This is a genomic window from Thalassospira xianhensis MCCC 1A02616 (assembly GCF_003326475.1).
Classification (GTDB): domain Bacteria; phylum Pseudomonadota; class Alphaproteobacteria; order Rhodospirillales; family Thalassospiraceae; genus Thalassospira; species Thalassospira xianhensis.
This window is the reverse complement of the sequence record NZ_JPWA01000019.1, coordinates 17,740-43,852: the sequence shown is the minus strand read 5'-3', so window position 1 is coordinate 43,852 and position 26,113 is coordinate 17,740. Positions and strand designations below refer to the sequence as shown.

Annotated in this window: 22 protein-coding genes; 11 read left to right on the top strand and 11 right to left on the bottom strand. The window is 55.1% G+C overall.

What is annotated here, in order from left to right; all coding sequences use genetic code 11:
• Window positions 1–43 precede the first annotated feature (43 nt).
• Window positions 44–1,213 carry a ribonuclease D gene (gene rnd / locus TH5_RS15480; protein ID WP_114122584.1) on the top strand — a complete coding sequence of 390 codons (1,170 nt, stop codon included), beginning with the start codon at window positions 44–46 and terminating at the stop codon, window positions 1,211–1,213.
• An 86-nt stretch (window positions 1,214–1,299) separates the two neighbouring features.
• Here rnd and TH5_RS15475 read toward each other — a convergent pair whose 3' ends face one another.
• Window positions 1,300–1,761, bottom strand: a complete 462-nt coding sequence (locus TH5_RS15475; protein WP_208638461.1) for a nuclear transport factor 2 family protein — start codon at window positions 1,759–1,761, stop codon at window positions 1,300–1,302.
• Window positions 1,758–2,618 carry an SDR family oxidoreductase gene (locus TH5_RS15470; protein WP_114122583.1) on the bottom strand — a complete coding sequence of 287 codons (861 nt, stop codon included), beginning with the start codon at window positions 2,616–2,618 and terminating at the stop codon, window positions 1,758–1,760. The genes TH5_RS15475 and TH5_RS15470 overlap by 4 nt, the downstream gene beginning before the upstream one ends.
• Window positions 2,619–2,723: 105 nt before the next feature.
• On the opposite strand from TH5_RS15470, the gene TH5_RS15465 reads away from it, so the two are divergent.
• A complete protein-coding gene (locus TH5_RS15465; protein ID WP_114122582.1) occupies window positions 2,724–3,638 on the top strand; it encodes a LysR family transcriptional regulator in 915 nt (304 codons plus the stop codon).
• Here TH5_RS15465 and TH5_RS15460 read toward each other — a convergent pair.
• From TH5_RS15460 to TH5_RS15450, 3 genes are all read right to left on the bottom strand, one after another.
• Complete coding sequence (locus TH5_RS15460) at window positions 3,635–4,879, bottom strand: DUF1835 domain-containing protein (RefSeq protein WP_114122581.1); 1,245 nt, start codon at window positions 4,877–4,879, stop codon at window positions 3,635–3,637. The two genes, TH5_RS15465 and TH5_RS15460, sit on opposite strands and share 4 nt — an antisense overlap.
• Window positions 4,880–5,074: 195 nt before the next feature.
• Window positions 5,075–6,571: an exopolyphosphatase gene (gene ppx, locus TH5_RS15455; RefSeq protein WP_114122580.1), complete on the bottom strand. Its 1,497-nt coding sequence runs from the start codon at window positions 6,569–6,571 to the stop codon at window positions 5,075–5,077.
• Window positions 6,572–6,604: 33 nt separating this feature from the next.
• On the bottom strand, window positions 6,605–8,752 hold the full coding sequence (locus TH5_RS15450) for an RNA degradosome polyphosphate kinase (protein ID WP_114122579.1): 2,148 nt from the start codon (window positions 8,750–8,752) through the stop codon (window positions 6,605–6,607).
• A gap of 194 nt (window positions 8,753–8,946) precedes the next feature.
• On the opposite strand from TH5_RS15450, the gene TH5_RS15445 reads away from it, so the two are divergent.
• The 4 genes from TH5_RS15445 (at window position 8,947) to TH5_RS15430 (ending at window position 13,479) form a co-directional block, all read left to right on the top strand.
• Window positions 8,947–9,483: a SixA phosphatase family protein gene (locus TH5_RS15445; protein WP_114122578.1), complete on the top strand. Its 537-nt coding sequence runs from the start codon at window positions 8,947–8,949 to the stop codon at window positions 9,481–9,483.
• Window positions 9,484–9,729: 246 nt separating this feature from the next.
• Window positions 9,730–11,517, top strand: coding sequence for an aspartate--tRNA ligase (gene aspS, locus TH5_RS15440; protein WP_114122627.1), 1,788 nt, complete (start codon window positions 9,730–9,732; stop codon window positions 11,515–11,517).
• A gap of 145 nt (window positions 11,518–11,662) precedes the next feature.
• The gene (locus TH5_RS15435; protein WP_114122577.1) at window positions 11,663–12,583 is read left to right on the top strand and encodes an SPOR domain-containing protein; all 921 of its coding nucleotides are present in this window, start codon (window positions 11,663–11,665) and stop codon (window positions 12,581–12,583) included.
• 2 nt (window positions 12,584–12,585) lie between these two features.
• Entirely contained in the window at window positions 12,586–13,479 is an 894-nt protein-coding gene (locus tag TH5_RS15430) for an EipB family protein (RefSeq protein WP_114122576.1), read from the top strand.
• A gap of 88 nt (window positions 13,480–13,567) precedes the next feature.
• Here the strand turns inward: TH5_RS15430 and TH5_RS15425 are convergent, their stop codons facing one another.
• Entirely contained in the window at window positions 13,568–13,885 is a 318-nt protein-coding gene (locus TH5_RS15425) for an ArsR/SmtB family transcription factor (RefSeq protein WP_114122575.1), read from the bottom strand.
• Window positions 13,886–14,353: 468 nt separating this feature from the next.
• On the opposite strand from TH5_RS15425, the gene TH5_RS15420 reads away from it, so the two are divergent.
• The gene (locus TH5_RS15420; protein ID WP_114122574.1) at window positions 14,354–15,283 is read left to right on the top strand and encodes a histone deacetylase family protein; all 930 of its coding nucleotides are present in this window, start codon (window positions 14,354–14,356) and stop codon (window positions 15,281–15,283) included.
• Between the two features lie 17 nt (window positions 15,284–15,300).
• On the opposite strand, the gene TH5_RS15415 is transcribed toward TH5_RS15420, so the two are convergent.
• Both TH5_RS15415 and TH5_RS15410 read right to left on the bottom strand, forming a co-directional pair.
• On the bottom strand, window positions 15,301–16,470 hold the full coding sequence (locus TH5_RS15415; RefSeq protein ID WP_147250114.1) for an O-antigen ligase family protein: 1,170 nt from the start codon (window positions 16,468–16,470) through the stop codon (window positions 15,301–15,303).
• Window positions 16,457–17,488 (bottom strand): glycosyltransferase family protein, encoded by a 1,032-nt coding sequence (locus TH5_RS15410; RefSeq protein WP_147250113.1) that lies wholly within the window; start codon window positions 17,486–17,488, stop codon window positions 16,457–16,459. The genes TH5_RS15415 and TH5_RS15410 overlap by 14 nt, the downstream gene beginning before the upstream one ends.
• A gap of 230 nt (window positions 17,489–17,718) precedes the next feature.
• Between TH5_RS15410 and TH5_RS15405 the strand changes: the two genes are divergently transcribed.
• The 4 genes from TH5_RS15405 (at window position 17,719) to dxs (ending at window position 21,910) form a co-directional block, all read left to right on the top strand.
• Window positions 17,719–17,982 carry an exodeoxyribonuclease VII small subunit gene (locus tag TH5_RS15405; protein WP_097050669.1) on the top strand — a complete coding sequence of 88 codons (264 nt, stop codon included), beginning with the start codon at window positions 17,719–17,721 and terminating at the stop codon, window positions 17,980–17,982.
• 14 nt (window positions 17,983–17,996) lie between these two features.
• On the top strand, window positions 17,997–18,893 hold the full coding sequence (locus TH5_RS15400) for a polyprenyl synthetase family protein (protein ID WP_114122571.1): 897 nt from the start codon (window positions 17,997–17,999) through the stop codon (window positions 18,891–18,893).
• A 15-nt stretch (window positions 18,894–18,908) separates the two neighbouring features.
• Window positions 18,909–19,877, top strand: a complete 969-nt coding sequence (locus tag TH5_RS15395) for an alpha/beta hydrolase family protein (RefSeq protein ID WP_114122570.1) — start codon at window positions 18,909–18,911, stop codon at window positions 19,875–19,877.
• A 113-nt stretch (window positions 19,878–19,990) separates the two neighbouring features.
• Complete coding sequence (gene dxs / locus TH5_RS15390; RefSeq protein ID WP_114122569.1) at window positions 19,991–21,910, top strand: 1-deoxy-D-xylulose-5-phosphate synthase; 1,920 nt, start codon at window positions 19,991–19,993, stop codon at window positions 21,908–21,910.
• 73 nt (window positions 21,911–21,983) lie between these two features.
• On the opposite strand, the gene TH5_RS15385 is transcribed toward dxs, so the two are convergent.
• The 3 genes from TH5_RS15385 to TH5_RS15375 all read right to left on the bottom strand — a co-directional run bounded on the left by TH5_RS15385 (window position 21,984) and on the right by TH5_RS15375 (window position 26,106).
• Entirely contained in the window at window positions 21,984–24,245 is a 2,262-nt protein-coding gene (locus TH5_RS15385) for a TonB-dependent receptor (protein ID WP_114122568.1), read from the bottom strand.
• 261 nt (window positions 24,246–24,506) lie between these two features.
• Window positions 24,507–25,289 carry a glucose 1-dehydrogenase gene (locus TH5_RS15380; protein ID WP_114122567.1) on the bottom strand — a complete coding sequence of 261 codons (783 nt, stop codon included), beginning with the start codon at window positions 25,287–25,289 and terminating at the stop codon, window positions 24,507–24,509.
• A gap of 97 nt (window positions 25,290–25,386) precedes the next feature.
• A complete protein-coding gene (locus TH5_RS15375) occupies window positions 25,387–26,106 on the bottom strand; it encodes a YkgJ family cysteine cluster protein (RefSeq protein WP_114122566.1) in 720 nt (239 codons plus the stop codon).
• Between the last annotated feature and the right edge of the window lie 7 nt (window positions 26,107–26,113).

Here is a 26,113-nt window from a genome sequence, read left to right as displayed (position 1 = left end):
AAGCTACTGGCGGATCGCGCCCGGCAATGTTATAGCAAGGTTTATGGAACCAATTACAAATACAGAAGAACTGCGCGCGTTGTGCGAAAAGCTCCGGCAGTTCGAATATGTCACTGTCGATACCGAGTTTATGCGCGATTCGACCTATTGGCCGCAGCTTTGCCTCGTGCAGCTGGCAAGTCCCGAACCGTCGGATAATGGTGCGGCGGTTGATCCGCTGGCCGAGGGCATTGACCTTGCCCCGCTGTTCGACCTGATGCAGGACGAAAGCGTGGTCAAGGTGTTTCACGCCGCCCGTCAGGATATCGAGATTTTCGTTCATCTCAGCGGCAAGGTCCCGCACCCGGTATTTGATACCCAGGTGGCGGCGATGGTGCTTGGCTATGGCGATCAGGTCGGCTACGAGACGCTGGTCAACAAGGTGGTGCGCAAGAATATCGATAAATCGATGCGCTTTACCGACTGGTCGCACCGTCCGCTTTCGACCAAGCAGCTAAGCTATGCGCTGTCGGATGTGACGCATCTGCGCGTGATCTACGAGGCGTTCCACGAACGGCTCGAAGCCAATGGCCGTGCCTATTGGCTGGCCGAGGAAATGGAACGCCTGACCGATCCGTCGATCTATTCGATTGACCCCAAAGAAGCTTGGCTTCGGCTTAAAACCCGGTCCAACAGCCCGAAATTCCTCGCGGTGGCGCGCGCGCTTGGCGAATGGCGCGAGACCGAGGCACAGCGCAAGAACCTGCCGCGAAACCGCGTTCTGCGCGATGATACGCTGCTTGATATCGCCGCCCGGCAGCCATTGACCGACAAGGATCTCGACAAGACCCGCGGTGTCGGTCGCAATTTCGGCAGCAGCAAACCCGGCCAGGCGATCATCGAAGCCATCCAGGCCGCCCTTGATAGCCCGCAGGAAGACTGGCCGCAGCCAAAACTCCGCCCGGACCTTCCATCGGGCATCGGCCCGACGGTGGAACTGCTCAAGGTGCTGCTGAAACTGTGTTCCGAGGAAAAGGGTGTTGCCCAGCGCCTTGTGGCATCCAGCGACGATTTGCAGAATATCGCAGCCGATGACAATGCCGACGTTCCGGCGATGCATGGCTGGCGGCGTGAATTGTTCGGGCAATATGCCCTGCAACTCAAACACGGACAGATCGGGCTCAAGCTCAAGAACGGCGAAGTCGCCTTTGTCGAGCTTGACGGGCGGGACTGATTTCCCCTCAACCCGATTGAAAACATGAAAAAACGGGCCAGCTTTGGCCCGTTTTTCGTTTTTGCAACAAGGCAGGAAGTCCGGCTTTAGAACATGGTGTTGTCATGCGCCTGTTCGGCCGGGACCGGCTGGGATACGTCCCAATGTTCGATGATCTTGCCGGCATCATCAAGGCGGAAGATATCCATCACCGCACTTTCGCCTTCTGCCGAGGTGGATCTGACATGGGTGACAACCAGATTGCCCTCGGCAACAGTACGGACGATTTCGGCATGGATTTTGGGATCAGAATTCAGCCAGCCGGTGATGCCTGCGCGAAAGCCGTCGATGCCGTCGGCGACGAACGGGTTATGCTGGATATATTCATCACCGATATATTTTGTGATCGCACCGTTAACATCGCGCTGATTGAAAACCATGTCATAAAACGCGACGACATTAGCGGTATTGCGGTCCTCGACCTCGCCCGCATGGGCGGGCAGGGCGGAGCCGATTGCGATCAGGCTGGCGACCAAGGTGCTGAAAAGCATGACTTTGGCGCGGATCATTTCAGGGCTCCTGTCAGGAAGTCTTTGGTGGTTTGCGGTGCGCGGCCAACAACCTTGGCGAAATCGTCGCTGGTTTGTTCATAATCGCCATTGCGCGTCCCGACATACATGCCGCTTAAAGCTTCGACCAGATGGTCGGGCAGGCCAAAGCTTGCCAGAATGCCGGTATGGACTTCGGGCGGCAGATCGACATAACGGATGTCCTTGCCGGTTGCGTCGGCGATGATGGCCGCGATATCGGCAAAGCCGATGGGCGTGCCGGAAAGCTCGTAGGTCTGATTGACGTGATCAGCCGGATTGGCCAGGACGACGGCGGCGGCTTCGGCAAGGTCGTTACGCGGAATGTAGCTGACCTTGCCATTGCCAGCAGGGGCACCAAAATCACCGGTTTCAATCGCATGCGGAACGCCCGCCATCAGAAGATCGGTATAGAAGCTGTTGCGCAGCAGCGTAAAGGAAAGGCCGCTTGCCTTGATATGGTTTTCCGTGTCCGCGTGAATGGCGGCATAGGTAAACGGGCTTTCGGGGCGCGCATCGATAAAGCTGGTATAGACCAGATGTCTGACACCGGCGGCCTTGGCGGCGTCAACTGCGGTACGGTGCTGTTTGATGCGGGTTTCAACATCGGTTTCACCCGAAATGATCAGCGCGATATCAATGCCCTTGAAGGCATTGGTCATCAGGGCGAGATCATCAAAATCGCCATGGCGGACATCAATGCCCTTGGCGGCAATTTCCCGCGCCTTGGCAACATCACGTACGCTTGCCGCGATCTGATCGGCGGAAACGCGGGTCAGCAGATGTTTGATAACAAGGTTGCCGAGCTGGCCGGTGGCGCCGGTAACGAGGATTTTCATGGTTTCATTCTCCGGTAATCGGGGGTGGGCGTTGGCCCGTCAATGGAATGAAACTGCACCGGATTTCCCATATGATCAATTCGATCAAGGTGATAGTATTCATGCATGAATATCGATGAATTGGACCTTGATTATCGTTTGCTGCGGCTTTTCCTGACGATCTATGACGAAGGATCGGTAACAGCCGCTGCCAATCGCCTTGGTGTCGGGCAACCGACGGTCAGTCATGGGCTGGACCGGTTACGCCAGATTGTCGGCGATCCGCTTTTTGTCCGCTCCGGGCGGGGGATTACGCCAACCGCCCATGCCGATGAAATGGCCGGGAGGGTGCGCATCCTGTTGCAGGATTTGCGCAATCTTAAGCGTGTTGATGCCTTTGATCCGAACGATCCGGCGCAATCAGCCCGCTTTGTGATCGGTACCAACGATTACGAGGTGGCGGTGATCATGCCCGAACTGTTTCGCATCATCCGGGGATATGCCGCTGATATCCGGCTTCGGGTATTGCCGATCCATGGCGATACCAACGTGATCGACCGGCTGCGTAGCGGTCAGCTTGATCTGGCGATTGGCTTGCATATGACTGAAAATGTCGGCGATATCGCGCAACAGACCCTGTTTCGCGAACATATGGCGTGCTTTTACGATGCGGATTGCCATGATGTGCCACCCGATACGCTCGATCAATATTGCGCCGTGCCCCATGCGCGCGTGATCATCGGCAATAACGAGCATTCGGCGGTGGACGAGATGCTTGATGCCATCGGGCGCAAACGCCGCACGGTTTTGCAGGCATCGACCTTTGCCAGCATCGCCAGCCTGATCCGCGGGACGGACGTGATCGCATCGCTGCCCTCGCGGCTTGAACGTGACGTGATGACGGGCTTTGCCAAATGCACCTTCCCGCTTGATTTCCCCGAATACAGCTTCGCCCAGTCCTGGCATGTGCGCAACGCCGCCAGTGCCCCGCACAAATGGCTGCGGGGCGAGATATTCAAGGTGACGCGAAAGCTGGTTTAACCGGCCGCGGCTCCCGTAATCCGGATACCGCCAACCCATCGTTCGCCGGTGTAAAGTTCCATGAAATTCCGGGTGCCGGAAAGAACCGCGTTTCCGGTCCCGGTCAGCGACAGGGTGCGGTCCGGCCAAGGGGTTTGGGCCGAATCATCGGGGAAGGTGAAAAGCGGCGATCCGGTCCGGCCCATATCGACAAGTACGTCCCAGAACATCAGATCGCCCAGAAACGGCAGCGGGTCATAACTTCGCATAAGATGGCCAAAGACCTTACCCGCCGTGATCGGGCCATGATCCCGGATGATTTGCAGGGTTAGCTGTTGCGTCAGGCCAAGACCGTTTTCGGGATCAGGCAGTTCGCGCAGATGGCGATCAAGGGCTGCGATCATGCAGGGGATTGGCGATTGGCCGTGATCAATGACGGCGCGCAGCGCATCGGGGCTTGAGGCACGGATCGCGGGCCAGACTTTTTGACCAAAGGCCAGCATGGCATCCGAAACCGGCGCACGGGCATTGTCCCAGCACCAGATCAGCAGTTCGGGCGACAGTTGGCCAAGGCCGATGAAACGCTCAACCCCCGGCACCCGATCAACGCAAATCAGGTCAAGCCTAGTTTGCGGGCGGAGTGTGGCGATGAAATCAAGCAGGAAGGCCAGTATAAGCTGATCGTAGCTGTCATGTTCAAACCACAGCACGACATGATCATAATCGCCCAATGTCGCCAGCCCGGCATATTCGCGTTGCAGGCGCGAAAGCGCATCGGGAAAATCGATGCGATAGGACGATGCGATAAAACGCGCCCGCGTTTCGATGAAGTCGGGCAGGGGCACATCGGGCACCGGTCCCTGACAGAACGGATCGGAAAATTCCATGAAGGCACCGGCAAAACCGGCCAGTTCAAGGCCATGCCTGATGTCCGACCCACAGCGCAGATGAAGGGTTTCCGGGGTGTCGAGCTTTGGCAGATGCCCCGATGTGATCTGGCGCTGATGTTCGGTAATCCGGTCGATATGGGATTTCAGTTTGGGCCAACTGGCAAAGCCGTTTTCGCGCGCGATAACAAGCTGGCTATCTGCCAGTTGCAGGTCATCAATGCTTTTACCGGGCAGGTGGGCCGCAATGCGGGTTTGGGCATCGGCTTGCCTATTGCGGGCGGATTTCAGCAGTTCCTTGGCGCGTTTGCGCTGCTGCTCAAGGTTAAGGCGACCGTCAAAGATTTTGGATTTCGATGTGCGTGAAGCAGACATACGATTCCCCTGTGCATAAGCCTGTGTCCGCCAGACAGGCAAGGAAACCGTGTGGTTCATATGTCATCTAAGACCAGGCGCAGCCCTTTCCGCGGACGGGGTGCTTCGGGAAGCAGGGCCACCATAGCATTCCGTCTTTCCCGGTTCAAAAACAAATAAACCGGAAAACAGTCAAAGGACGGAACACAAACTGGATCAGGGCTGGGGAAGCTGATCGACGATGACGACTTGGCTTTCACAATCCATCAGTTTGGCAAGTTTTGATAAACGCTGTTCGACGACTTCACCATTCAGGGCCGCGAAATCCTTGTGCAGTTGAAGAATGAGGACCTTGTCCTCAAGCACAAGGGCCGTACCCGGCAGGATGCCTTCGACCCCGCCCGAAAGGGTATGGCCAAGGCGGATGGCGTGACCGTAAAGGCGACCGATGCTGCGCGTGTCATCGTCAAGCAGCCGGTCACTGGATTCGTCACCCTTGAAATTGCCGGTATAGCGCGAGCCGATGGTATAGGCGAGGAACACCCGGTCATGATGGTTCAGATCAAGATAGGGGTGATGCAGGATACGGTTATAGCTCTGGATCGCGCGGTAATCGGGATGTTCGTTCCAGCCGACATCGCCGATAATACAGGCGGCAAGGCGCAACCGGCCAAGATTTCCCGGCTGTTCGCGGAAGATCGGTGCTGACCAACGATAAAGTTCCTCGCCGTGCTGATGGAAACGTTCGCCGTCTTCGGCAAAGCTGAGACAGGCATCAAGCAGCGGGTCGCGTTCGCGCAATTCTTCGGGCAGGGCTTCATACATCCAGCCTTCGCGCAGCCCGTGACTGGAAAACACGACTTCCTTGGCCTGCATGCGTTCAAGCAGCATGTTCATGACAAGGCCCGCATGCGGCAGGCTGTCTATGCGGCGTTTGGAAACACCGCCAACCTTGTCAAGCGACACACGGCTTTGCTGGGATATGATATGCGTCAGTTCGGCGATTTCGGCACGTGGCATGGTCAGATTATGCACGACCGAAATCGGATAGTTTTCCTGCGCGATATAAAGCTTGGCAATCGAACGCCACGAACCGCCAACCGCAATCAGCGGCTTGTCCGCACCTTCATGCAGCCAGTCGACCGTATCAAGATGGGTTTTGACTTCTGCCTCAAGCCGCGCCCGATCCGCACCAAACACCGCATGCAGGCGCATGGCGCCCAGGGGAACGCTGACACTTTTTTTGATCTCGCCTTCCTCAAGCAGGACGAGTTCAAGCGAACCACCACCGATATCACCCATGATCCCGGTTGCACGGCGATCACCGGAAATAACGCCAAAGGCCGAAAGACGCGCTTCTTCAAGCCCGTCAATCACCTTGACGGTCAATCCGGTTTCAGCATGGACGCGATCACAAAATGCCTTCCCGTCGCTGGCCGCGCGGACGGCGGCAGTGGCGAGGATATCGACACGCGTAACCTTCATCGCACGCAGCAGCCGGGCAAAACGCCGCAGGGCGGCGGTGGCCATTTCAACGCCTTCGGGGTTGAGACGGCCGGTATTTTCCGGGTCGCGGCCCAGGCCGCACATGACCTTTTCGTTGAAAATCGGGGCCGGGGCGCGTGTCATGCCATCAAACACAACAAGACGCACCGAGTTCGAGCCAACATCAATGATGGCAATACGGTTGGAAACCCTTTGGTCAGTCAGCATGCGGTTGGTTGAACCTGTCTAGGTATGCACTCGTTAATCATCAAGCTGCAGCACGGGAACATTCGGATCTTCCTCGCTAAGCGCGCTGCCGCGGCCTGAAAGTGACGGGTTGGTCATGAAATACTGATGAGAAGAAAAGGCGTTTTCGTCTGCTTCGCACCGCTCGTAAGACCCGTCGGGCTGCAGGTACCAAGCCTGCGCCGTATCTTTCAGATTTGCAATCATGATCTGTTCGACAATCTGGCGTTGGCAAGTGGGGTTTTCCACCGGAACCAGCGTTTCGACACGACGGTTAAGGTTGCGCGGCATCCAGTCGGCGGATGAAATAAACGCCTTGGCCTTGCGCGATGGCAGTTTTGCGCCGTTTGCAAAGACAACAATGCGCGAATGTTCAAGGAACCGGCCGACGATGGATTTAACGCGAATATTTTCTGATAAGCCCGGCACACCCGGCCGCAGACAGCAAATGCCACGCACCACCAGTTCGATATGAACCCCGCACTGGCTGGCGCGATAAAGCGCATCAATCACCACCGGGTCAACAAGGCTGTTCATCTTTGCCCAGATGCCCGACGGTTTGCCCGCCTGACAGTTTTCGATCTCGTGATCGATATGGGCAAGAAGGGTCGGGCGCAACGTATGCGGCGCAATGGCAATTTTCTCAAGCGATCTTGGGGTGGCATAGCCGGTCATGAAATTAAAGATGCTGGCCGCGTCACGCCCCAATGCCGGATCGCACGAGAAGAACGAAATATCGGTATAGAATTTCGCAGTGATCGGGTGATAGTTGCCTGTTCCGAAATGGACATAGGTGCGAAGCCCGTGGCTTTCGCGCCGAACCACCAGCGACACCTTGGCATGCGTCTTCCAGTCAAGGAAGCCATAAACCACCTGACAACCGGCACGCTCAAGATCCGCTGCCCAGCGCAGATTGGCTTCCTCGTCAAAGCGCGCCTTAAGCTCGACCATGGCCGTAACCGATTTGCCGGCCTCGGCGGCGGCAATCAGGGCCTTGACGATCGGGCTGTTTTCCGACGTGCGATAAAGGGTCTGTTTGATGGTGACGACTTCGGGGTCACGGGCAGCCTGCAACAGGAACTGCACGACGACGTCGAAATCCTCGAACGGGTGGTGAACCACCAGATCCTTTTTGCTGATCGCGGCAAAGCAGTCACCGCCAAAGTCACGCACACGTTCGGGATACCGCGCGCCATATGGCTGGAACAGAAGGTCGTGATGCAGATCGGAATCGATCAGTTGTTTGACGTCAACAACACCCAGAAGGCCATCAACCTTGACGACCTCTTCCGGGGCGACGGACAATTCATCGACCACGAAATCCAGAAGATCTTCGGGCATCTTGGCATTGACTTTAAGCCGGATGATGCTGCCGCGGCGACGGCGCTTCAGTGCGGTCTTGAAAACGCGCACCAGATCTTCGGCTTCTTCTTCAATCTCGACGTCCGAGTCACGGATGACACGGAACAGGCCGTGTTCGATCATATCGAAACCGGGGAACAGCTTATCCAGATAAAGGACAATCGCCTGTTCGAGTGGCAGATACCGTTCCGTCCGGCCCGGCAGGCGCAGGAAACGGCCGATCTTCGGCGGAACCGGGATCAGCCCGCGCATATTGTGACCATCCGCCGGGTCAAACAGCTGCATGACAATCGCAAAGCCAAGGTTCGGAATGAACGGGAAGGGATGCGACGGATCAATGGCAAGCGGGGTCAGGGTCGGGAAGATTTCGCGCATGAAATAGCCATCAAGCCATTTGCGATCCGTCTGGGTCAAATCTTCCGGCCCGATGACCGAAATACCGTGCTTCTCCATTTCCGTGCTAAGCTGCTGCCAGATGCGCTGCTGATCCTGCATCAGCTGGTTGGCGTCGTATGTAATGGCGCGAAGCTGCTCGGACGGGCTCATGCCATCCTGGCTGACCTTGGTCATGCCCGCGCGTAACTGCCCGACCAGACCGGCAACGCGAACCATGTAAAATTCGTCAAGGTTGCTGGCGGAAATGGACAGGAAACGCACGCGTTCCAGCAACGGGTGACGTTTGTTCTGTGCCTCTTCAAGGACGCGACCGTTAAAGGCCAGCCACGAAAGTTCGCGGTTTATAAAGCGTTTGTCCGAATCAAGTGTGATTGCGCTTGATTGAATAACGGCGGCGTGGGTCACGCTTTGCCTCCTGCGAAATTGGGTTTGTGTCCTTGAAATAAGGCGACAGGCCCCGGTTGCGATTGGAGTATAGGATAACTGCTTGTCGGGGTGCAATTTTCTTAAATTTTTAAGTCAGTTTTTATGATGGCTTCACAGCGCCCTATGTGACATGCAAAAGTCTGCCTTTCGCGAGATTACCGGATACTGATTTCATGAAGACACTGCTCCTGCTGCGGCACGCCAAATCAAGCTGGACCGATCCATCCCGATCCGATCATGACCGGGAACTGAACCGGCGTGGCGAACAGGCAGCCCCGGTAATGGGGCGCTACCTGCATGATCATGGACTGGTTCCCGACCTGATCTGGTGTTCGACCGCGGCACGCGCCGTGCAGACATTGACGTTGCTGGGGCGCGATTTTGCAAGCGCGTCAGACGTGATCTATAACGAAGACCTCTATATGGCGAGCGAGAAGGTGTTGCTTGAAAGCCTTGTCCAGACGCATGACGATGCCCGTTGCGTGATGATGGTCGGCCATAATCCGGGGATGGAAGATTTCGCAGCCCAGCTGTTTGGCGATGGCGACGGCGAGGCGTTACTGCAGATGAACCGCAAATTTCCGACCTGCGGACTTTGCCAGTATGAATTCGATATTGATCACTGGGCGGATGTCCGTCCTGAAACCGGGCGTCTGATCCGCTTTGTTAAGGTCAAGGATTTGCAGGGCATCGGTGCGCCACCAACCTGAAATTCCGGCCCGCAATGCAGCCCTTTGCGACGGGCACTTGACGGCGGGCCTTTGGCAGCGTTTTATACCGCAGAATTTCAAGCGCCGCGTCGCGCAAACAGACAGATCACCCGATTTGACCGCCCCGAATTGACCGGGGTGGTCGGTTTGCGGTGCTTTTTTGTTTGACAGCGCGGTGCAGCCATGCACCTTTGCGCCAAATTTGCGGCCCGAAATACCAAGCATACAAAGCAACCTGGAAAGACCATGCATCCTTATCGTTCACACAATTGTAATGCGTTGCGCGCCTCTGACGCCGATGCGGAAGTGCGCCTGTCCGGCTGGATCCACCGCAAGCGCGACCACGGCAACCTTCTGTTTGTCGATTTGCGCGACCATTACGGCATCACCCAGATCGTGATCGACATTTCAAGCCCGCTTTTCGCGGTTCTTGAAAAGTCGCGCGCCGAAAGTGTGATCACGGTGGATGGCAAGGTCGTCAAACGGACCGCCGAAACCGTCAACCCGAACCTGCCGACCGGCGAGATCGAGGTTTACGCCTCCAATATCGAAGTCCAGTCGTCAGCCGACGTTCTGCCGATGCCGGTATTTGGCGATGCCGAATATGGCGAGGAAATCCGCCTGCGTCACCGTTACCTTGACCTGCGTCGCGAAAGTGTTCATTCGAACATCGTTCTGCGCTCGCGTGTGATCTCGGCGATGCGTCAGAAAATGACCGCACAGGGCTTCCTTGAAATCCAGACCCCGATCCTGACGGCAAGCTCGCCGGAAGGTGCGCGTGACTTCCTGGTGCCGTCGCGCATGCATCCGGGCAAGTTCTATGCCCTGCCGCAGGCCCCCCAGCAGTTCAAACAGCTTCTGATGGTGTCGGGCTTTGACCGTTATTTCCAGATCGCACCGTGCTTCCGCGATGAAGACGCCCGTGCCGACCGTTCGCCGGGTGAATTCTATCAGCTCGACTTCGAGATGGCCTTTGCTACCCAGGACGACGTGTTTGACGCGATCGAGCCGGTTCTCCACGACATCTTCGTCGAGTTCGGCGGTGGTCGTGACGTAACGCCGCTTCCGTTCCCGCGCATTCCGTTTGATGAATCGATGGCGAAATACGGTTCGGACAAACCCGACCTTCGCAACCCGATCATCCTGTCTGACGTGACCGAAGCCTTCCGCGGTTCGAATTTCGGCATCTTTGCCTCGAACATCGAAAAGGGTTCGGTGGTTCGCGCCATTCCGGCACCGGGGGCCGCAGGCCGCCCGCGCAGCTTCTTTGACAAGCTGAACGCCTGGGCCCGAGAAGAAGGTGCGGCGGGTCTTGGTTACATCGTTTATGATGAAACCGGCGAAGCCAAAGGCCCGATTGCCAAGAACCTTGATGCCGAACGCATCGCGAAAATCAAGGAAGTTACCGGCGTTGCCAATGGCGATGCGGTCTTCTTTGCCTGTGACAAGGAACTGGCAGCAGCCAAATTTGCTGGCAAGTCGCGTGACAAGGTTTGCGATGAACTGGGTCTTCGTGAAGACGGCATGTTCAAATTCTGCTGGATCGTTGATTTCCCGATGTACGAGGAAGACGACGACGGCAAGATCGAATTCAGCCACAACCCGTTCTCCATGCCGCAAGGCGGTCTTGAAGCCCTTGAAAGCATGAACCCGCTTGATATCAAGGCGTGGCAGTATGACATCGTCTGTAACGGTATCGAACTGTCGTCGGGTGCCATTCGTAACCACCGCCCGGACATCATGTACAAGGCGTTCGAGATTGCCGGTTATGGCAAGGACGTTGTTGACGACCGCTTTGGCGGCATGATCAACGCGTTCAAATTCGGCGCGCCGCCGCACGGTGGTTCTGCCCCGGGTGTTGACCGTATCGTCATGCTTCTGGCTGACGAGCCGAACATTCGCGAAGTCATTGCCTTCCCGCTGAACCAGCAGGCGCAGGATCTGATGATGAATGCCCCGGCCGAGGTCGATGACCGCCAGCTCAAGGAACTGCACCTGCGTGTGCAGCTTCCGCCGAAAATCAAAAAAGACTGATTACTGTCTTTTGATAACAATAAAAACGGTCCGGATTTTCCGGGCCGTTTTTGTTTGTCTATTGACCCTCGATACTTACGTAATCTTAACCCGTCACAATCAACATTCACCGTGGAACAATTTATATCCTGCGGGGGATGACGTTTTGAAAAAGATACTTGTGGTGGCGGCACCGCTGGCATTGGCGGCGTGCGGTGGTCCGGTGGAACTTACGGTGGCCAAGCTGGCCGGCGATCTGATCAGCTATGTGACCACGGGCAAAAGCACCACGGATCATGCGGTTTCGGCTGTTGCCGAAAGTGATTGCGCCCTGCATCGCCCGTTATTTGAAGAAGACGTCTGTCAGGACAATGTCCTGCTGGATGATGCCGTTGCCCTGGCCGAGCCGGGCGCACCATCGATCAAACAGAAAATCCGCGACGCCGAACCCGCAATTTATGCCGTTAACGCGCCCGGCGAAGACTGGTCACAACCCAAAGCCGGTGCCCGCACATCGGCCGTGATTGTCAAAACCGATCTGCCGCCGCGCCCGGTGATACATGACGAAGTGTCGCGTGACGAAGCGACCGTTGCCCCGGTCGAAATCGCAAGCGCGCAGGACCAGTTCACCCCCGACTATAACCGTACCCCGCTTCGCAACGAAGGCCCCCTTGACCCGCAGGGCGAAGCCGATGCCGCGGTTGCCGGATATGTCGCCCCGCCAAAACCGGTCGCACCGATTGCCGAAACCCAAACCGCCGCCCTGACCGATACCGGCATCATGACCGACGAGGTCAGCGTGATCGCACCGGAAACCACTGCGCATGACAAGCTTGTTGCAGTGCCGCTTGCGGGGGACTATGTAATATTGGCAAGCTTTGCCGATCAGTTGCGCGCGCAAAATGCCCTGTCGTTTTACAGTGAATATCAGCCGCGTCTGATCAGTGCGACGGTCAAGGGCCGCGAATATCTTCGTGTCGCGGTTGGTCCGCTTTCGCATGAGCATGCAAAAGATTTACGCCATCTTGCTGCCAAAAAGGGTGTCAAAGATCCCTGGATTGTCGAGATCGACGCCGCCGGAGAATAGATTTGCCAGTTATTACGGTTTGTCCTGAAAATCGACAGCGTTCCGTCTTCGGAGCGCTGATCTTTTGTGTTGCTCTGGCGGGGTGTTCCGCACAGGCAGGGCAATCTTTTGCCGCCGGTCCCACCGGTTTTGATCCGGCGCATGTGCGCAAGGCATCTGATACCCAGACGGAACTGGTTCCGCATATGGCGGAATATCGTTTTTCGATGGTCTCGTCTGATGTCGGCAGTTCTGTTGTCGGCGTGCGCGGTGCGCTTGGCTACCGGTTCGAAAAGGTCTGTGATGGCTGGATCACCGAGATGCAGCATCTGATGATCCTTCAGGGGGCAGAAGGTGGCGCGATCAATTCCGCCTATTCGATGACCCAGTGGGAAAGCTTTGACGGATCGAAATACCGCTTCCGCATGCGCGATTATCTTGACGGTGTGCAGGTGGACGAGGTTGTCGGCGATGCGGTGCGCGACAAGGACAAGGTGCTTGTCACCTACGAAGTCCCGGTCGAAGTCACCGAAGAACTGCCGGCCGATACCATGTTTCCGACCCAGCATTCCGTCACCCTGCTAAAGCGTGCGCTTCAGGGCGATAAATTTGCCAACGATCTGGTCTTTGACGGCAGTGGAGACACGCCGACCAACCGGATTGCCGCAGTGATTTCGGGCGCGAAACAGGCGCAAAACAATGCCGAGGACGCCGATAACATCGCAAGCCAGCCCTATCACAGCCTCAACCTGGCTTATTATCCGCTGGGCGAAGCTGAAAACGGCCCGTCGACCGAAATTGCGGTTGATTTCGGGGAAAACGGCGTCGCCCACGAACTGCGGATGAACTACGGCAGCTTCCGGGTGCGCGGCGACCTTCAGAAAGTCACGCGGTTGCCAGCCCCCGAATGCGGCTAGGCCCGAACCAGCCGGATTATTGACCATAACGCAAAAAAGCCTGTCGGGTTTCCGACAGGCTTTTTTGTGGGGGAAGTTCCATAAAATCTTAGGCGGCGACGGCGCTGCTGTCGTCGCGGCAATACAGATCATAAAGTGTCTTGATGACGGTGACGGCTTCATCGCCTTGCAGCGAATAAAAGATCGTCTGTGCTTCGCGCCGGGTTTTAACCAGCTTGTCCCGTCGCAGCCGTGCAAGATGCTGTGACAGGGCGGACTGGCTCAGCCCAACAATACGTTCAAGTTCACCGACTGATTTTTCGCCTTCGTGAAGCTGGCAAAGAATCATCAGTCTGCTCTGATTGCTCATGGCCTTCAGAAGCGCGCTGGCTTGCTCGGCCTTTTTTTCGAGATGGTTAAGTTCCATTTGGCTCCCTTTAGCCTGGCCATATTCGGCTTTTGTCCCAACTGGGGCATCGGGTGTATCACATTCGTGGTGATAATCTCCGATGGGATTTCCCCGATTTTTTCCAACCAACGAGGTCTTTCTGCCTCAAACCCGTCCATGAAAACTCAAGAACGGGAATATTCCTATTCTCAAGTATAACATTAAACTGTCAAGACACTCTTTGTCTTGTGAACAGAGATTATGGCGATATTTCGTTCTGAGTCACCGAGTATACAATAGACAGTTCATGCGGTGATTTTGGACCAGTCATTCAATTTGAAAAGTTGCAGTCTTTGACTGATTTATGATGATCTAGAACAAGGCAGCGGATAACTTTGGCTGTCACGATGAAATAATAATAATCAGGACAGTGGTCAATAAGGCCAGTCAGCCTGTAAAGATTCGATATATCTGACGTGCATCTATTCAGGAAGGTTTCCGGAAAACATGGCGACATTATTTGTCACTCATCACAGTTGCATCGACCATGATCCGGGACCGGGCCATCCGGAACAGCGTGATCGCCTTCGCGTGATCCAGCGGGTGCTAGAAGCCGAGGAATTCATGTTCCTGCACCGCGAAGAGGCGCCAAAGGCCGATCTTGACCTGATCAAAAAGGTCCATGATCCGGCCTATGTCGACCGCGTCATGGCCGCCATCCCGCAAAGCGGATATGAATCCCTTGATGGTGATACCTATGTTTCGCCCGCGTCGGGCGAGGCCGCCTTGCGTGCGGCAGGTGGCGTCTGCGTCGCGATCGATGCGGTGATGGCCGGGCATGAACGCAATGCCTTTGTCGGAGTGCGCCCGCCGGGACATCATGCGGAATATGACCGCGCCATGGGGTTCTGCCTGTTTAACAATGTCGCGGTCGGTGCCCGTCATGCGCGCGACGCCTATGGCATCAAACGTGTCGCGGTGATGGATTTTGATGTTCATCACGGCAATGGCACACAGGATCTTTTCTATAACGATCCGGACCTGTTTTATTGCTCGACCCATCAATGGCCGCTTTATCCCGGCACCGGTGCCCCGGACGAACGCGGATGTGCCAACAATATCCTCAATGTCGGCCTGACCTCCGGGGCAGGGACGGCTGAAATGAAAGAGGCCTTCGAACAAACCGTTTTGCCCGGCATCGCGGCTTTCAAGCCGGAATTACTGATCATTTCGGCGGGTTTTGATGCCCATCGCAATGACCCGCTGGCCGGGCTGTCATTCATTGAAAGCGACTTTGTCTGGATGACCGAACAGCTCCTCGCACTCGCGGGCGAGGTCTGCGACAACCGCGTTGTCTCGGTCCTTGAAGGCGGCTATGACCTGCCGTCGCTGGCAATTTGCGTTGCGGCGCATGTGCGAACCCTGATGACCTCTTGAGGTCATTTTATAGAGGTTCACTGCGCCTGTTGTTTCTGCTCACGGCGGGATTTAATCGAATGCCCGATAATAATCGTAACCGGAACCCACAGGATATACCATAACTCACCCGGCGATTTGGAGACTTGAGCAAGGTCAGTTAATCCACCGATAACGGGTACGCATAACAGGCCAAAATGAAATGCCTTTGTGGTCTTTTCTTCTGTATTGAGGGCTGCCCAAGCGAGTTGCGCAAACAGTGCGAGAAGAAGAAAAAGCCCGATTGCACCGCCGAAAAATGCCGAGGATACATATATGCTGTGGGGAAATTTCTGTTCGATTGCTCCGAAGGTATTCAAGCTTGCCAGGCCATTACCGATGATTGGGGCATTCTGAATATATTTCCATGCATCCATCCATATTTCCAAGCGCCATGGATTTCTGGAAAGTGATTGAATAACCTGATTTTGGATTTCGTCACTGATAAGGAAAATTGAAGCAATCGAAAATAGTATTCCAATTGCGCATCTGCGAACAACTTTTCCAGAAAAAATTGAAAATATGATGCCGATGCAAAGTAGAGTCAGAAGCGGGCCTCTGCTTTGGCTCAGTATTACAAATAGCACACAGGAAAGGCAGATTGTAGCATAGATTATTTTGTCTTTATTTTTTGTTGATATTTGGGACTGATAAAAAGATATACAGAATCCTATCAATATGACTAGGCTTCCCAGTATTGGATGTCTTGTTTCGGCCCATCCACTAAGTCTATCGCTTAGGGAATGAGCGTCCATTCCATAGAATACAAAAAGAGATATTGATATATTTGCTATTACCGCATAAGGAAATATTTTAAAGGTAAAATTTTTCCAATATGTGTGTGTCGAGAAGAAGTATGCGGCAGAAAGTAAAAATATAAGATTGATTATCGATCGTGATATGTATTTCTTTATGTTGAAATCTGGTTGATTTACTCCCCATGATATCGATAGGAGAAACCATACTATCAAAATCACGCCGGTGGTGAATGTCTTATCTTTAAAAAGGCTAGTGATCTCTTCTTTGTTTTTGAAAGTTATTATCAGAAATGCGGGTATTATTATTGCGTAGAATATTATCGCCCACATTGGTGTTGGGTGAATTAAATATCCAGATATCAGGAAAATAGAAAAAGAGATCGGGAATACGCGTTCTTTAATGGTGTTCATTATATGTGTTCTTGATTATGTTATCTGCAATGATCTTTTCGTTGAATTTTCTATGGTATTCATGCCAAGAGCGTTCCGCAATATTCTGTCTTTCTTGATCATTGTCGATAAAATGAGATATTTTTGCAATTAGCTCATCTTTATTTGAGAAAAAGGCCATCTGGTCTTCTTGAAAATCGTCGTTCAAGCCGGTAGCTCTGTCTACAAACGTCAAAATTCCGTTGCCGACGGTCTGCGCAATCCTGTCGGATGAATATAGATAGGCATCATTTCTACGGCTGAAATTTAAACTCATCGAAGTTTTGCTTAGATATTTATCATATTCTTCGCATGTTATGCGAGGGCTTGTGTAGCCCGGAAATGATGTTCTTATTTTTGAACTGGACTTTGCAATCTCATCCAATAGATCCTGAACAATATAATCTTCTCCACAAATATTTCGGACTTCGTTAGGGGTTCCTATTGCCATGCCGAAGTCAAAAGACAGTTGCTCTCGTGAGTATTCAAAGTTTCGGTGACGTTCAATGCTCATGTCAACCGGATTGGGCATGAAGTAAGCGCGATATTTTCCCTCAGACAATTTGGCCAACAGAGGCCCATCCGTTGAGCAGAAGGTTGCATCAACAAGGTCGATCTTGCTTTTAATACGTCCGACATTATCTGAGGAGAATAATGGATCAACATTCCATTGAGCAATTTTGACACTTGGCAACTTTTCTTTGATTTTTTCCAAGGTCGTGCGAGTGATCATGTCTGCATGACCAAAGACAATCATATCCGGCTCGAATTTCTCAACGACCTCGAGCAATTTTTTATTTAATTGCGGAATTCCAAATTTCCGACTTCTGAATATGTTCAAAAGCCTGGCCAAGTCTCTGTCACCAAAGGGTAAAACATTATGCCCCAGGCGCGTAAAGCCGTTGGTAATCTTATAAGGTACGCCATAATAACCGGGTACCTTGGGCGTTAAGCTGTAATTTGTGACATGCAATATGCGTAAGCGGGAAATATCAAGCAATTTGTGTACTCTGAAGCAGTTTTAAAGGTGCCATGCTCTCAATATCGTGGAAGTTAAAAGATATTCAGGATTTGGCAAACCCTTTATGGCCATAGTTTTGTTGTAATTTTGTCTATTCGTAGAGCGGCACTTGTTTCTGAAAAATAGCCGCATGCTCTTAGTATGCATACCCCTTGTTACTGAGCAAGTCACCGCGTAAACTCCGCGCCAATCAAATCAATGGAGCAGATATGTCCAAGCCAACCCCATCCACCACGATCCCCGATGATATCGCCAAACTCAGCTTTGAAGAGGCCCTCGGCCAGCTTGAAAGCCTCGTGCGGCAGCTTGAACAGGGGCAGGTGGGGCTTGATGATGCCATTGCATCCTATGAACGCGGTGCGGCGCTGAAACGCCATTGCGCCGACAAGCTGCGTGCGGCCGAAGAACGCATCGAGAAAATCACGCTGGGTGCGGATGGCCGTCCGAACGCAACCCCGACCGAAATCGAATAATTCTCGCGGAGAATATGGTGAGTTACGACCTGCTTGCTGAGCTGAGTACTGCTTCTGCTGACCTTGGCGAAACGCTTGATAGCATTCTGCCGCGCCCCAATGGCCAGATCGAGCAACGCCTGTTTCAGGCGATGCGTTATTCGACACTGGGCGAAGGCAAACGCCTGCGTCCGTTTCTGGTTCTAAGCTCTGCCGGATTGTTCCGGGTATCGCGCCAATGCGCCTTGCGAGTCGCCGCCGCGGTTGAAATGGTGCATAGCTATTCGCTGATCCATGATGATCTGCCCGCCATGGATGATGATGACCTTCGGCGTGGCAAGCCAAGCTGCCACAAGCAGTTTGACGAGGCGACCGCCATTCTGGCCGGTGACGCGCTGCTGACGCAGGCCTTCGAAGTGCTGGCCGATGAAAGCACCCATCCCGATCCGCGTGTCTGTACCGATCTTGTCCGCGCGTTAGCGCGTGCTGCCGGGCCATATGGCATGGTCGGTGGTCAGATGATCGATCTGGCGGGCGAGGGGCAAAGCCTTGATCAGGCGCAGGTCACCCATCTGCATCTGCTGAAAACCGGGCGGATGTTTGCCTTTGCCTGCGAGGCCGGGGCAATTTTGGGCAAGGCACCCAAAAGCATGCGCATGTCATTGCGATCCTATGCCCATGACATGGGGCTGGCCTTCCAGATCAAGGACGACCTTCTGGATGTGGAATCCAGCAGCGCCGAACTGGGCAAAACGGCCGGCAAGGATATCGATCAGGATAAATCGACCTATGTGAAGCTTCTGGGCCTTGAACAGGCACGCGAGCAGGCCAGAATGCTGTGTGATCAGGCGATCAATCACCTGAACTGCTTTGACGGCGAAGCCGAACCGCTGCGCGAGGTCGCACGTTTCGTGATCGAACGCGGGCGTTAAGGTCCGTCACCTGTCATGAGCGAACAAGCCAGATACACAGCCGGTTTTCGTGACCGGCTGTTTGACAAGGACCCGTTCCCGCTTGCGATCTGGTATCCATCGCACGCAGGTGAACGCCCCGTACGCCACATGGGCGTGACCTCGACGGCGGCCCGCGATGCGGATTTTGCAGGCGACGGACCCTATCCGCTGGTGATGTTTTCGCACGGGTCCGAAGGGCACCGCTTTAATCAGTTCTGGCTGGCAGAATATCTCGCACGGCGCGGGTATATCGTCGCCGCCCCGCAGCATCATGGCGATAATTACCTTGATCCGTCCGATGCGCGGCAATTGACGATCATCGAACGCCGCCCGCAGGAAATGCGTTTGGCGCTTGATCTGTTGTTGGGCTATGACGAGATCGGGCCGCAGATTGATCAAAACAAAATCTATGCGCTCGGCCATTCGGCGGGTGGGGCGACGGTGCTTAAAATGGCAGGCTGGCAGTTTGATGCCGCCGCCTGGCAAAGCTATTGCGCGCTTAATGCCGATCAGGACCGGGTGATTTGCCAGCATGTACCGGGTGATGACATGGTCGATGAGTTGCATGATCGGTATGGCGGCCCGGTTGTTTCCGCGCGCGATGACCGGATCGCGGGCGTGATTGCCGTAACTCCGGCCTTTGGCGTTGCCGCCACCGATGCGGGCTTTGCCGATGTCACGGTGCCGATGCTGTTTATCGAGGCTGAAACCGATGAAATCCTGCCCGAAACGGCCAATGCTGCCCATTTCCGCAACCTGCTGCGCGGGCGGGCAAAGTTTGTGAAGGCCAAAGGGGCCGGGCATTATTCATTTCTGCCACCCTGCACGCCTTATATTGCTGAAAACTTTGGTTATTTATGCCGGGATTTCGGGCGCGAACGCACCGATATTCACCGCACGGTCGAGCAGGTGGTCCTGAAGTTCCTCGGTGACATCAAATCAGGTGATTTTCAGGGTCGCTAATTACAGCGAAGCTGTTTATTTTACGCTGCTTGCAATAGGGCTAAGGAAACGTCACCCTGTTGGTTTGACGACTATATAAAAAACGCCACACAAAACTGAAGATCGAGATCGGTATGAGCACGACCTCCAAGACCCCGCTTTTGGACACGATTAACACCCCGGCTGATTTGCGCGCATTGCAACCTGCACAGATGAAGCAGGTCGCAGATGAACTGCGCGCCGAGGTGATTGATGCCGTGTCGGTTACCGGCGGGCATCTGGGGGCGGGGCTTGGCGTGGTCGAACTGACCGTTGCCATCCATTACCTGTTTGATACGCCCGACGACCGGCTGATCTGGGATGTCGGGCATCAATGTTATCCGCATAAAATCCTGACCGGGCGGCGGGATCGTATCCGCACCCTTCGTCAGGGCGGCGGGCTTTCGGGCTTTACCAAACGATCCGAGTCTGAATATGACCCGTTCGGTGCCGGGCACAGCTCGACCTCCATCTCGGCCGGGCTTGGCATGGCGGTCGCCAACCAGCTTTCCGACGATAAACGCAAAAACGTCATTGCGGTGATCGGCGATGGCTCCATGAGTGCCGGCATGGCCTACGAGGCAATGAACAATGCCGCGGCTGCCGATCAGCGCATGATTGTGATCTTGAACGATAACGACATGTCGATTGCCCCGCCGGTGGGCTCCATGTCGGGCTATCTGTCGCGTCTGATTTCGGGCAAGGGCTATCAGGGGCTGCGCAATGCGGCCAAGGGCCTGACCAAACATCTGCCGCGCCAGATCGAAGAAGCCGCCCGCAAGATCGAGGAATATACCCGCGGCATGGTAACCGGCGGAACCCTGTTTGAAGAAATGGGTTTCTTCTATGTCGGGCCGATTGATGGTCATAATCTGGATCATCTTCTGCCGGTGCTGAAAAACGTGCGCGATGCGGATGTCGATGGCCCGATCCTGGTTCATGTCGTGACCCAGAAGGGCAAGGGCTATGGCCCGGCCGAAAATGCCGCCGACAAGTATCATGGTGTCGCCAAGTTCGACGTTGTCACTGGCAAACAGGCCAAGGCCACACCCAATGCACCGTCCTACACCAAGGTTTACGGCGAAACGCTGACCAGACTTGCCGAAACCGATGACAAAATCACCGCCATCACGGCGGCCATGCCGTCGGGTACCGGGGTCAATATCTTTGCCGAACGGTTCCCCGATCGTGCCTTTGACGTCGGCATCGCCGAACAGCATGCCGTGACCTTTGCCGCCGGGATGGCGTGCGAGGGTTATAAACCGTTTTGCACGCTTTATTCGACCTTCCTGCAACGCGCCTATGATCAGGTGGTGCATGATGTGGTCATCCAGAACCTGCCGGTTCGTTTCGCCATGGACCGCGCCGGGCTTGTCGGGGCAGATGGGGCGACCCATGCCGGGGCCTATGACATTGCCTATCTTGGCTGCCTGCCCAATATCGTTCTGATGGCGGCGGCGGACGAGGCCGAACTGGTTCATATGACGACGACTGCATGGGCGATTGATGACCGCCCAAGCGCCTTCCGCTATCCAAGGGGCGAGGGTGTCGGCGTTGAAATGCCGACCGAGGGCAAGGTTCTTGAAATCGGCAAGGGCCGTATCCTGCGCGAAGGCGGCAAGATCGCCATCCTGTCCTACGGCACCCGCTTGGCCGAGGCGATGTTGGCCGCCGAAGATCTCGCCGCACGCGGCCTTCCGGCGACGGTCGCCGATGCCCGCTTTGCCAAGCCGCTTGATCATGCGCTGATCGCCGATCTGGCGCGCAACCATGAAGTCCTGATCACGACTGAAGAAGGATCGATTGGCGGCTTTGGCGCGATGGTCCTACAACATATGGCAGGGCAGGGATTGCTTGATCACGGGCTGAAGGTCCGCACGATGACGCTGCCCGATACCCTGATCGATCACGACAAGCCCGATGTGCAATACGCCAAGGCGGGACTTGATGCACAAAGCATCGTCAAAACCGCCCTTGGCGCGCTGGGCCTGTCCGAAAGCAAGGCGCGCGCCTGATAATTCAGACGATACCGTTAAAGTAAAAACGCCGCCCCCTTGGGCGGCGTTTTTGTTTGTCTGGCTGGCCCGATCAGAAATCCGCCGTCAGCGAGATTTTGGCCGTCAATGGCGCACCCATTGTCAGATAACCCCCATTGGCCGACGCCCAGTAATCGCTATCCGTGACGTTTTCGATATTGGCACGGATGGTGACAGGATATTCGTGCACCTCGGTCGTGTAGCGCGCGCCAAGGTCAAGGCGCGTCCATGACGGGATCGAAAGCGTGTTGGTCGCATTGACATATTGCGATGCCGTGTGAACCGCACGCGCATTGATGGTTGCCCCTTCAAGGAACGGCAGGTCATATTCGATGCCAAGCTTGGCAACATAGTCGGGAATGCCGATTGGGGTGTTGCCGTCATTGGTGCCGTTCTGGGTATCGGTTAGTTCCGCATCATAAACGGTAAAACCACCCAGAATACGGGTGCCGGTCACAGGTTCGCCAAAGACCTGGAATTCTACGCCACGGTTCTGCTGTTCGCCGTCCGCCGCAAAGGTGTTGCTCGCGTTTTTATAAGAGAACGGCTTGGAAATCTGGAACAGGGCCACGCTACCGCCAAAGCTGCCGAAATCGGCCTTTGCCCCGATTTCATATTGTTCGGAGGTGTAAGGCGCCAACTGCTCGCTCGGGTTGGTAAGGGTGGCGTCACTTGCCGCACTGGCGGCTGTTTCCCCCGGCGACAGGGATTCCATATAGTTGGCATAAACCGATACCTGATCGGTCACATTGCCGACGATGCCGACCATTGGCGTGTATTCGTCCGCGTCATAATTGCTTGATTGCGCACCACTGGTCAGATCGAATTGCTTGGTATTGACCGACTGACGGCGAATGCCACCCGTGACACTCAGGCGGTCATCAAGGAAGCTGACGGTATCAGCCAGAAAATAGCTGGTCAGTTCGTTGATATTGCGAAGCCCCGGATCAGCCAGATTGCCTGATGGCGCTGCCAGCGTCGGATAGCCTGTGGGCGTCGGCCCGTAAATATTGCCGGTAAACGCCGACGCACCGGGCGAGAACGCCCATGCCTGATGGCTTTTGTTCTGAAGGTAGGAAACCCCGGCATTCAGTTCGTGCTTTACGACGCCGGTTTCAAATTTAACGCGGGCACCGGTCAGGGCACTATTGGTCGTATCTTCGCGAACGATGGTTGAACCGCCATAGGTCATAGTGCCATCAGTACCGGTAATGCGCGGGGTCGAATAAATCCCGGATTCTTCCATGTGGCGGGTGCCTGCGGCGGCATAGGCCATAAGATAGTCGTTTACATCATGTTCGATCCGGCCCTGAACAAAGCTGTCTTCAAGGTCGGCCCATGTCCCATCCGCATTGTAATTATGGCTGGCATCCGGGGCATCGGGGATGCTGGTAAGGGCGCTGTCGAGGTTTACTGAAGTTCGACCGTGATCAATATTCTTTTCATTATGCCCGGCATCGACCGTGATCCGGGTATCATCGCCGCGATAATCGAATGACAGGGATCCGATCTGGCTGTTGCGGTCTTCGTCATTAATGGCGGTTTCACCGTCGCCATATTTCAGATTGGCACGAATGCCGAACTGGTTGTCCTTGCCAAAACGCCGTCCGAAATCGACATGCCCGCCGGTTTGGCTATCCATTTCATAGAATGTCGTTACACTGGTGATCGGAGCATCTGTGGCGCGCTTGGGAATAAGGTTAATTCCGCCGCCAATGCCGCTGCCGCTGGGGGCCATCCCATTGATAAACGCGGATGCCCCTTTGACGACTTCGACACGGTCATACATCGACATATCGATCAACTGGCGCGGTGCCGTGCCATAAAGGCCATCCAGCATCACGTCATCACCATCCAGAACAAAGCCGCGGATCATGAAGCGGTCACCCGAACCGCCATAGCTGTAGGATGTCAGCACACCCGGATCGTTATCAACCACATCGGCAAGCGTGTCGGCCTGCTGGTTCTTGATCACTTCGCTGGTATAGCTGGTGATGCTGACCGGGATATCCAGATTGTCCTTGTTGCCCAAAACTCCGGCCCGGCCGCCGGTTGCGACCTGACCACCGGCATAGACCGGCGGGGTCGGATCGCCCGCCGTGGCATTGGCTTCACCCTCGACCCGGATCGGGTCAAGATTGATGGCGCCGTCATTTTCTGTCGTTGCGGTATCGCCGGTATCGTCTGATTGCGCGTTTTGCTGTGGCAATGTGTCCTGCGCATAAGCCGGTGTCGCCATGACGGCAAAAATACTCACAGAAGCCAGCAACAGCGTACTGAATGTACGGCGTTTTGCGGTCGATGAAACGTGCATGAAAGAGCCCCATAGTCAAAGGAATTGCCGCCCCCGGCGGTTTGCATATGGGGTTCATTATCACTACTGATAATCAATCTCAATATAAATGATTATTATTATCAATTGCGATATAATTGTTCAGAAACTCAACCTGACGTTCAGTGACGTCCAAGTTGGATGGGCAGGGGGATGTTAACGGGATAAACCCGATCGCATGAAACCGTAAAACCGCAGAAGGAAGGGGCAGGGAAGAATGCCTCCCCCGACCAAGGCCTCCGGTCAATCGGCATAGATCATTTTATGCGTCATGCCGCCATCAATGCGGATGGTTTCGCCAGTCATGAAACCGGATTGTTCATGATCAAGCAGGAAGGCGACCATCTTGGCGATATCATCCGGCGTACCGATGCGCCCCGCCGGGTGTTGCTGCCGGTCGATGTCGCGGTGTTGGGGTTCTTCGCGGGCGGATGATTTCTGCCAGTCACCGACTTCGATCCAGCCCGGCGCAATGGCATTGACCCGAACCGCCCCCGACAGACTGACCGCCATGGCATGGGTCAATGCCACCATGCCACCCTTTGACGCGGCATAGGCTTCGGTATTGGGTTCTGACTGAAAGGCGCGGGTAGATGCGATATTGACGATTGCGCCGCGGGTCTTGCGCAAATGCTGGGTCGCATGTTTGGCCGCCAGAAACGCGCCGCCCAGATTGACATTGATCACGCGCTGCCAGCTTTCCCAATCCAGATGTTCGAACGATCCCGAATGCGGGTCGGCAATACCGGCATTATTGACCAGTCCGTCAATGCGCCCGAAACGGTCGACGGTCTGCTGAACCGCAATCGCCACATCATGTTCATTGGCAATGTCGCCCTTGAAAAACAGGGCACGTTCCTGCTGTTCTTCGGGCAGGGCCGTTATGGCCTCGTCCCCGGCATCCGCATCCAGATCAAACAGCATGACCTTCCACCCGGTGGACAGAAGATGCTGCGTTATGCCCAGTCCCAGGCCCTGCGCTGCACCGGTGACGAAGGCGACCTTGGGATCGGGAAAACTGTTCATGTGCTGCTATGTCCGCGTTGATCTGGAAAGGAATGAATTTTGTGAACGTCTTGAAAATGGACCTGTTCCGCAAGGATGCAACAAACAAGCCGAAAATTTAATCGGCTGCCCGATCCTGCGATGGTGCCAGCCGATCAAGAAGCGCGTGGACGAACCCCTTTTGCCGCCCGTCAAGCCCGCGTGCCCTGGCGGCGTCCTGCAGGGCTTCGGTGGCTTCAAGATGCAGGCGAAAATGCCCGGGATTCTGATCAATCCGGTCTTTGCGCTGATCTTCGTCGCCAAAGACCATGGTGTGGCAACGCGGCGCACTTGATGATGTAAAGGCCCGGCAGGTCAGGGGCCGAACGTCATAGATCGTGCATCTTTCATCCGTCCCCAGAAGCGGGCAGCGTGCGCGCACTTCGGATGTGGTTTTGGCCTGTTCAATGATCCTTGCTGCCTGGCCCAGACGTTCCAGCAATGCCTGCTGTTCGTCTGGCGGAAACGTTTTGCGGATATGCTCGGCAATCAGGCTTGTGACACCGGGCGGCACCGCAACAAACAGATGGCAGCACGCGCTGCATCCATCGCGGCAGTCGCAATGAGGCTGATGGGGAAAACTGTCACGCAGGGTCCGGGATGCCGTATCAACCAGCATCATGGCCGCCTGCGCGGCGTCACTGATGGTCGGTGCCTGTTCAAGCACACGGGCCAGTTCGGCGCGGAAGCCGGGAAACATTTCCTCGTATCGGCGCGACGCTTCTGCGGTCAGCGCACCGGTTTGGGAAATATCACTCGTGATCCGGTCGATTGCGTCGTCAAGTTTCACCATGACCATGCGATTG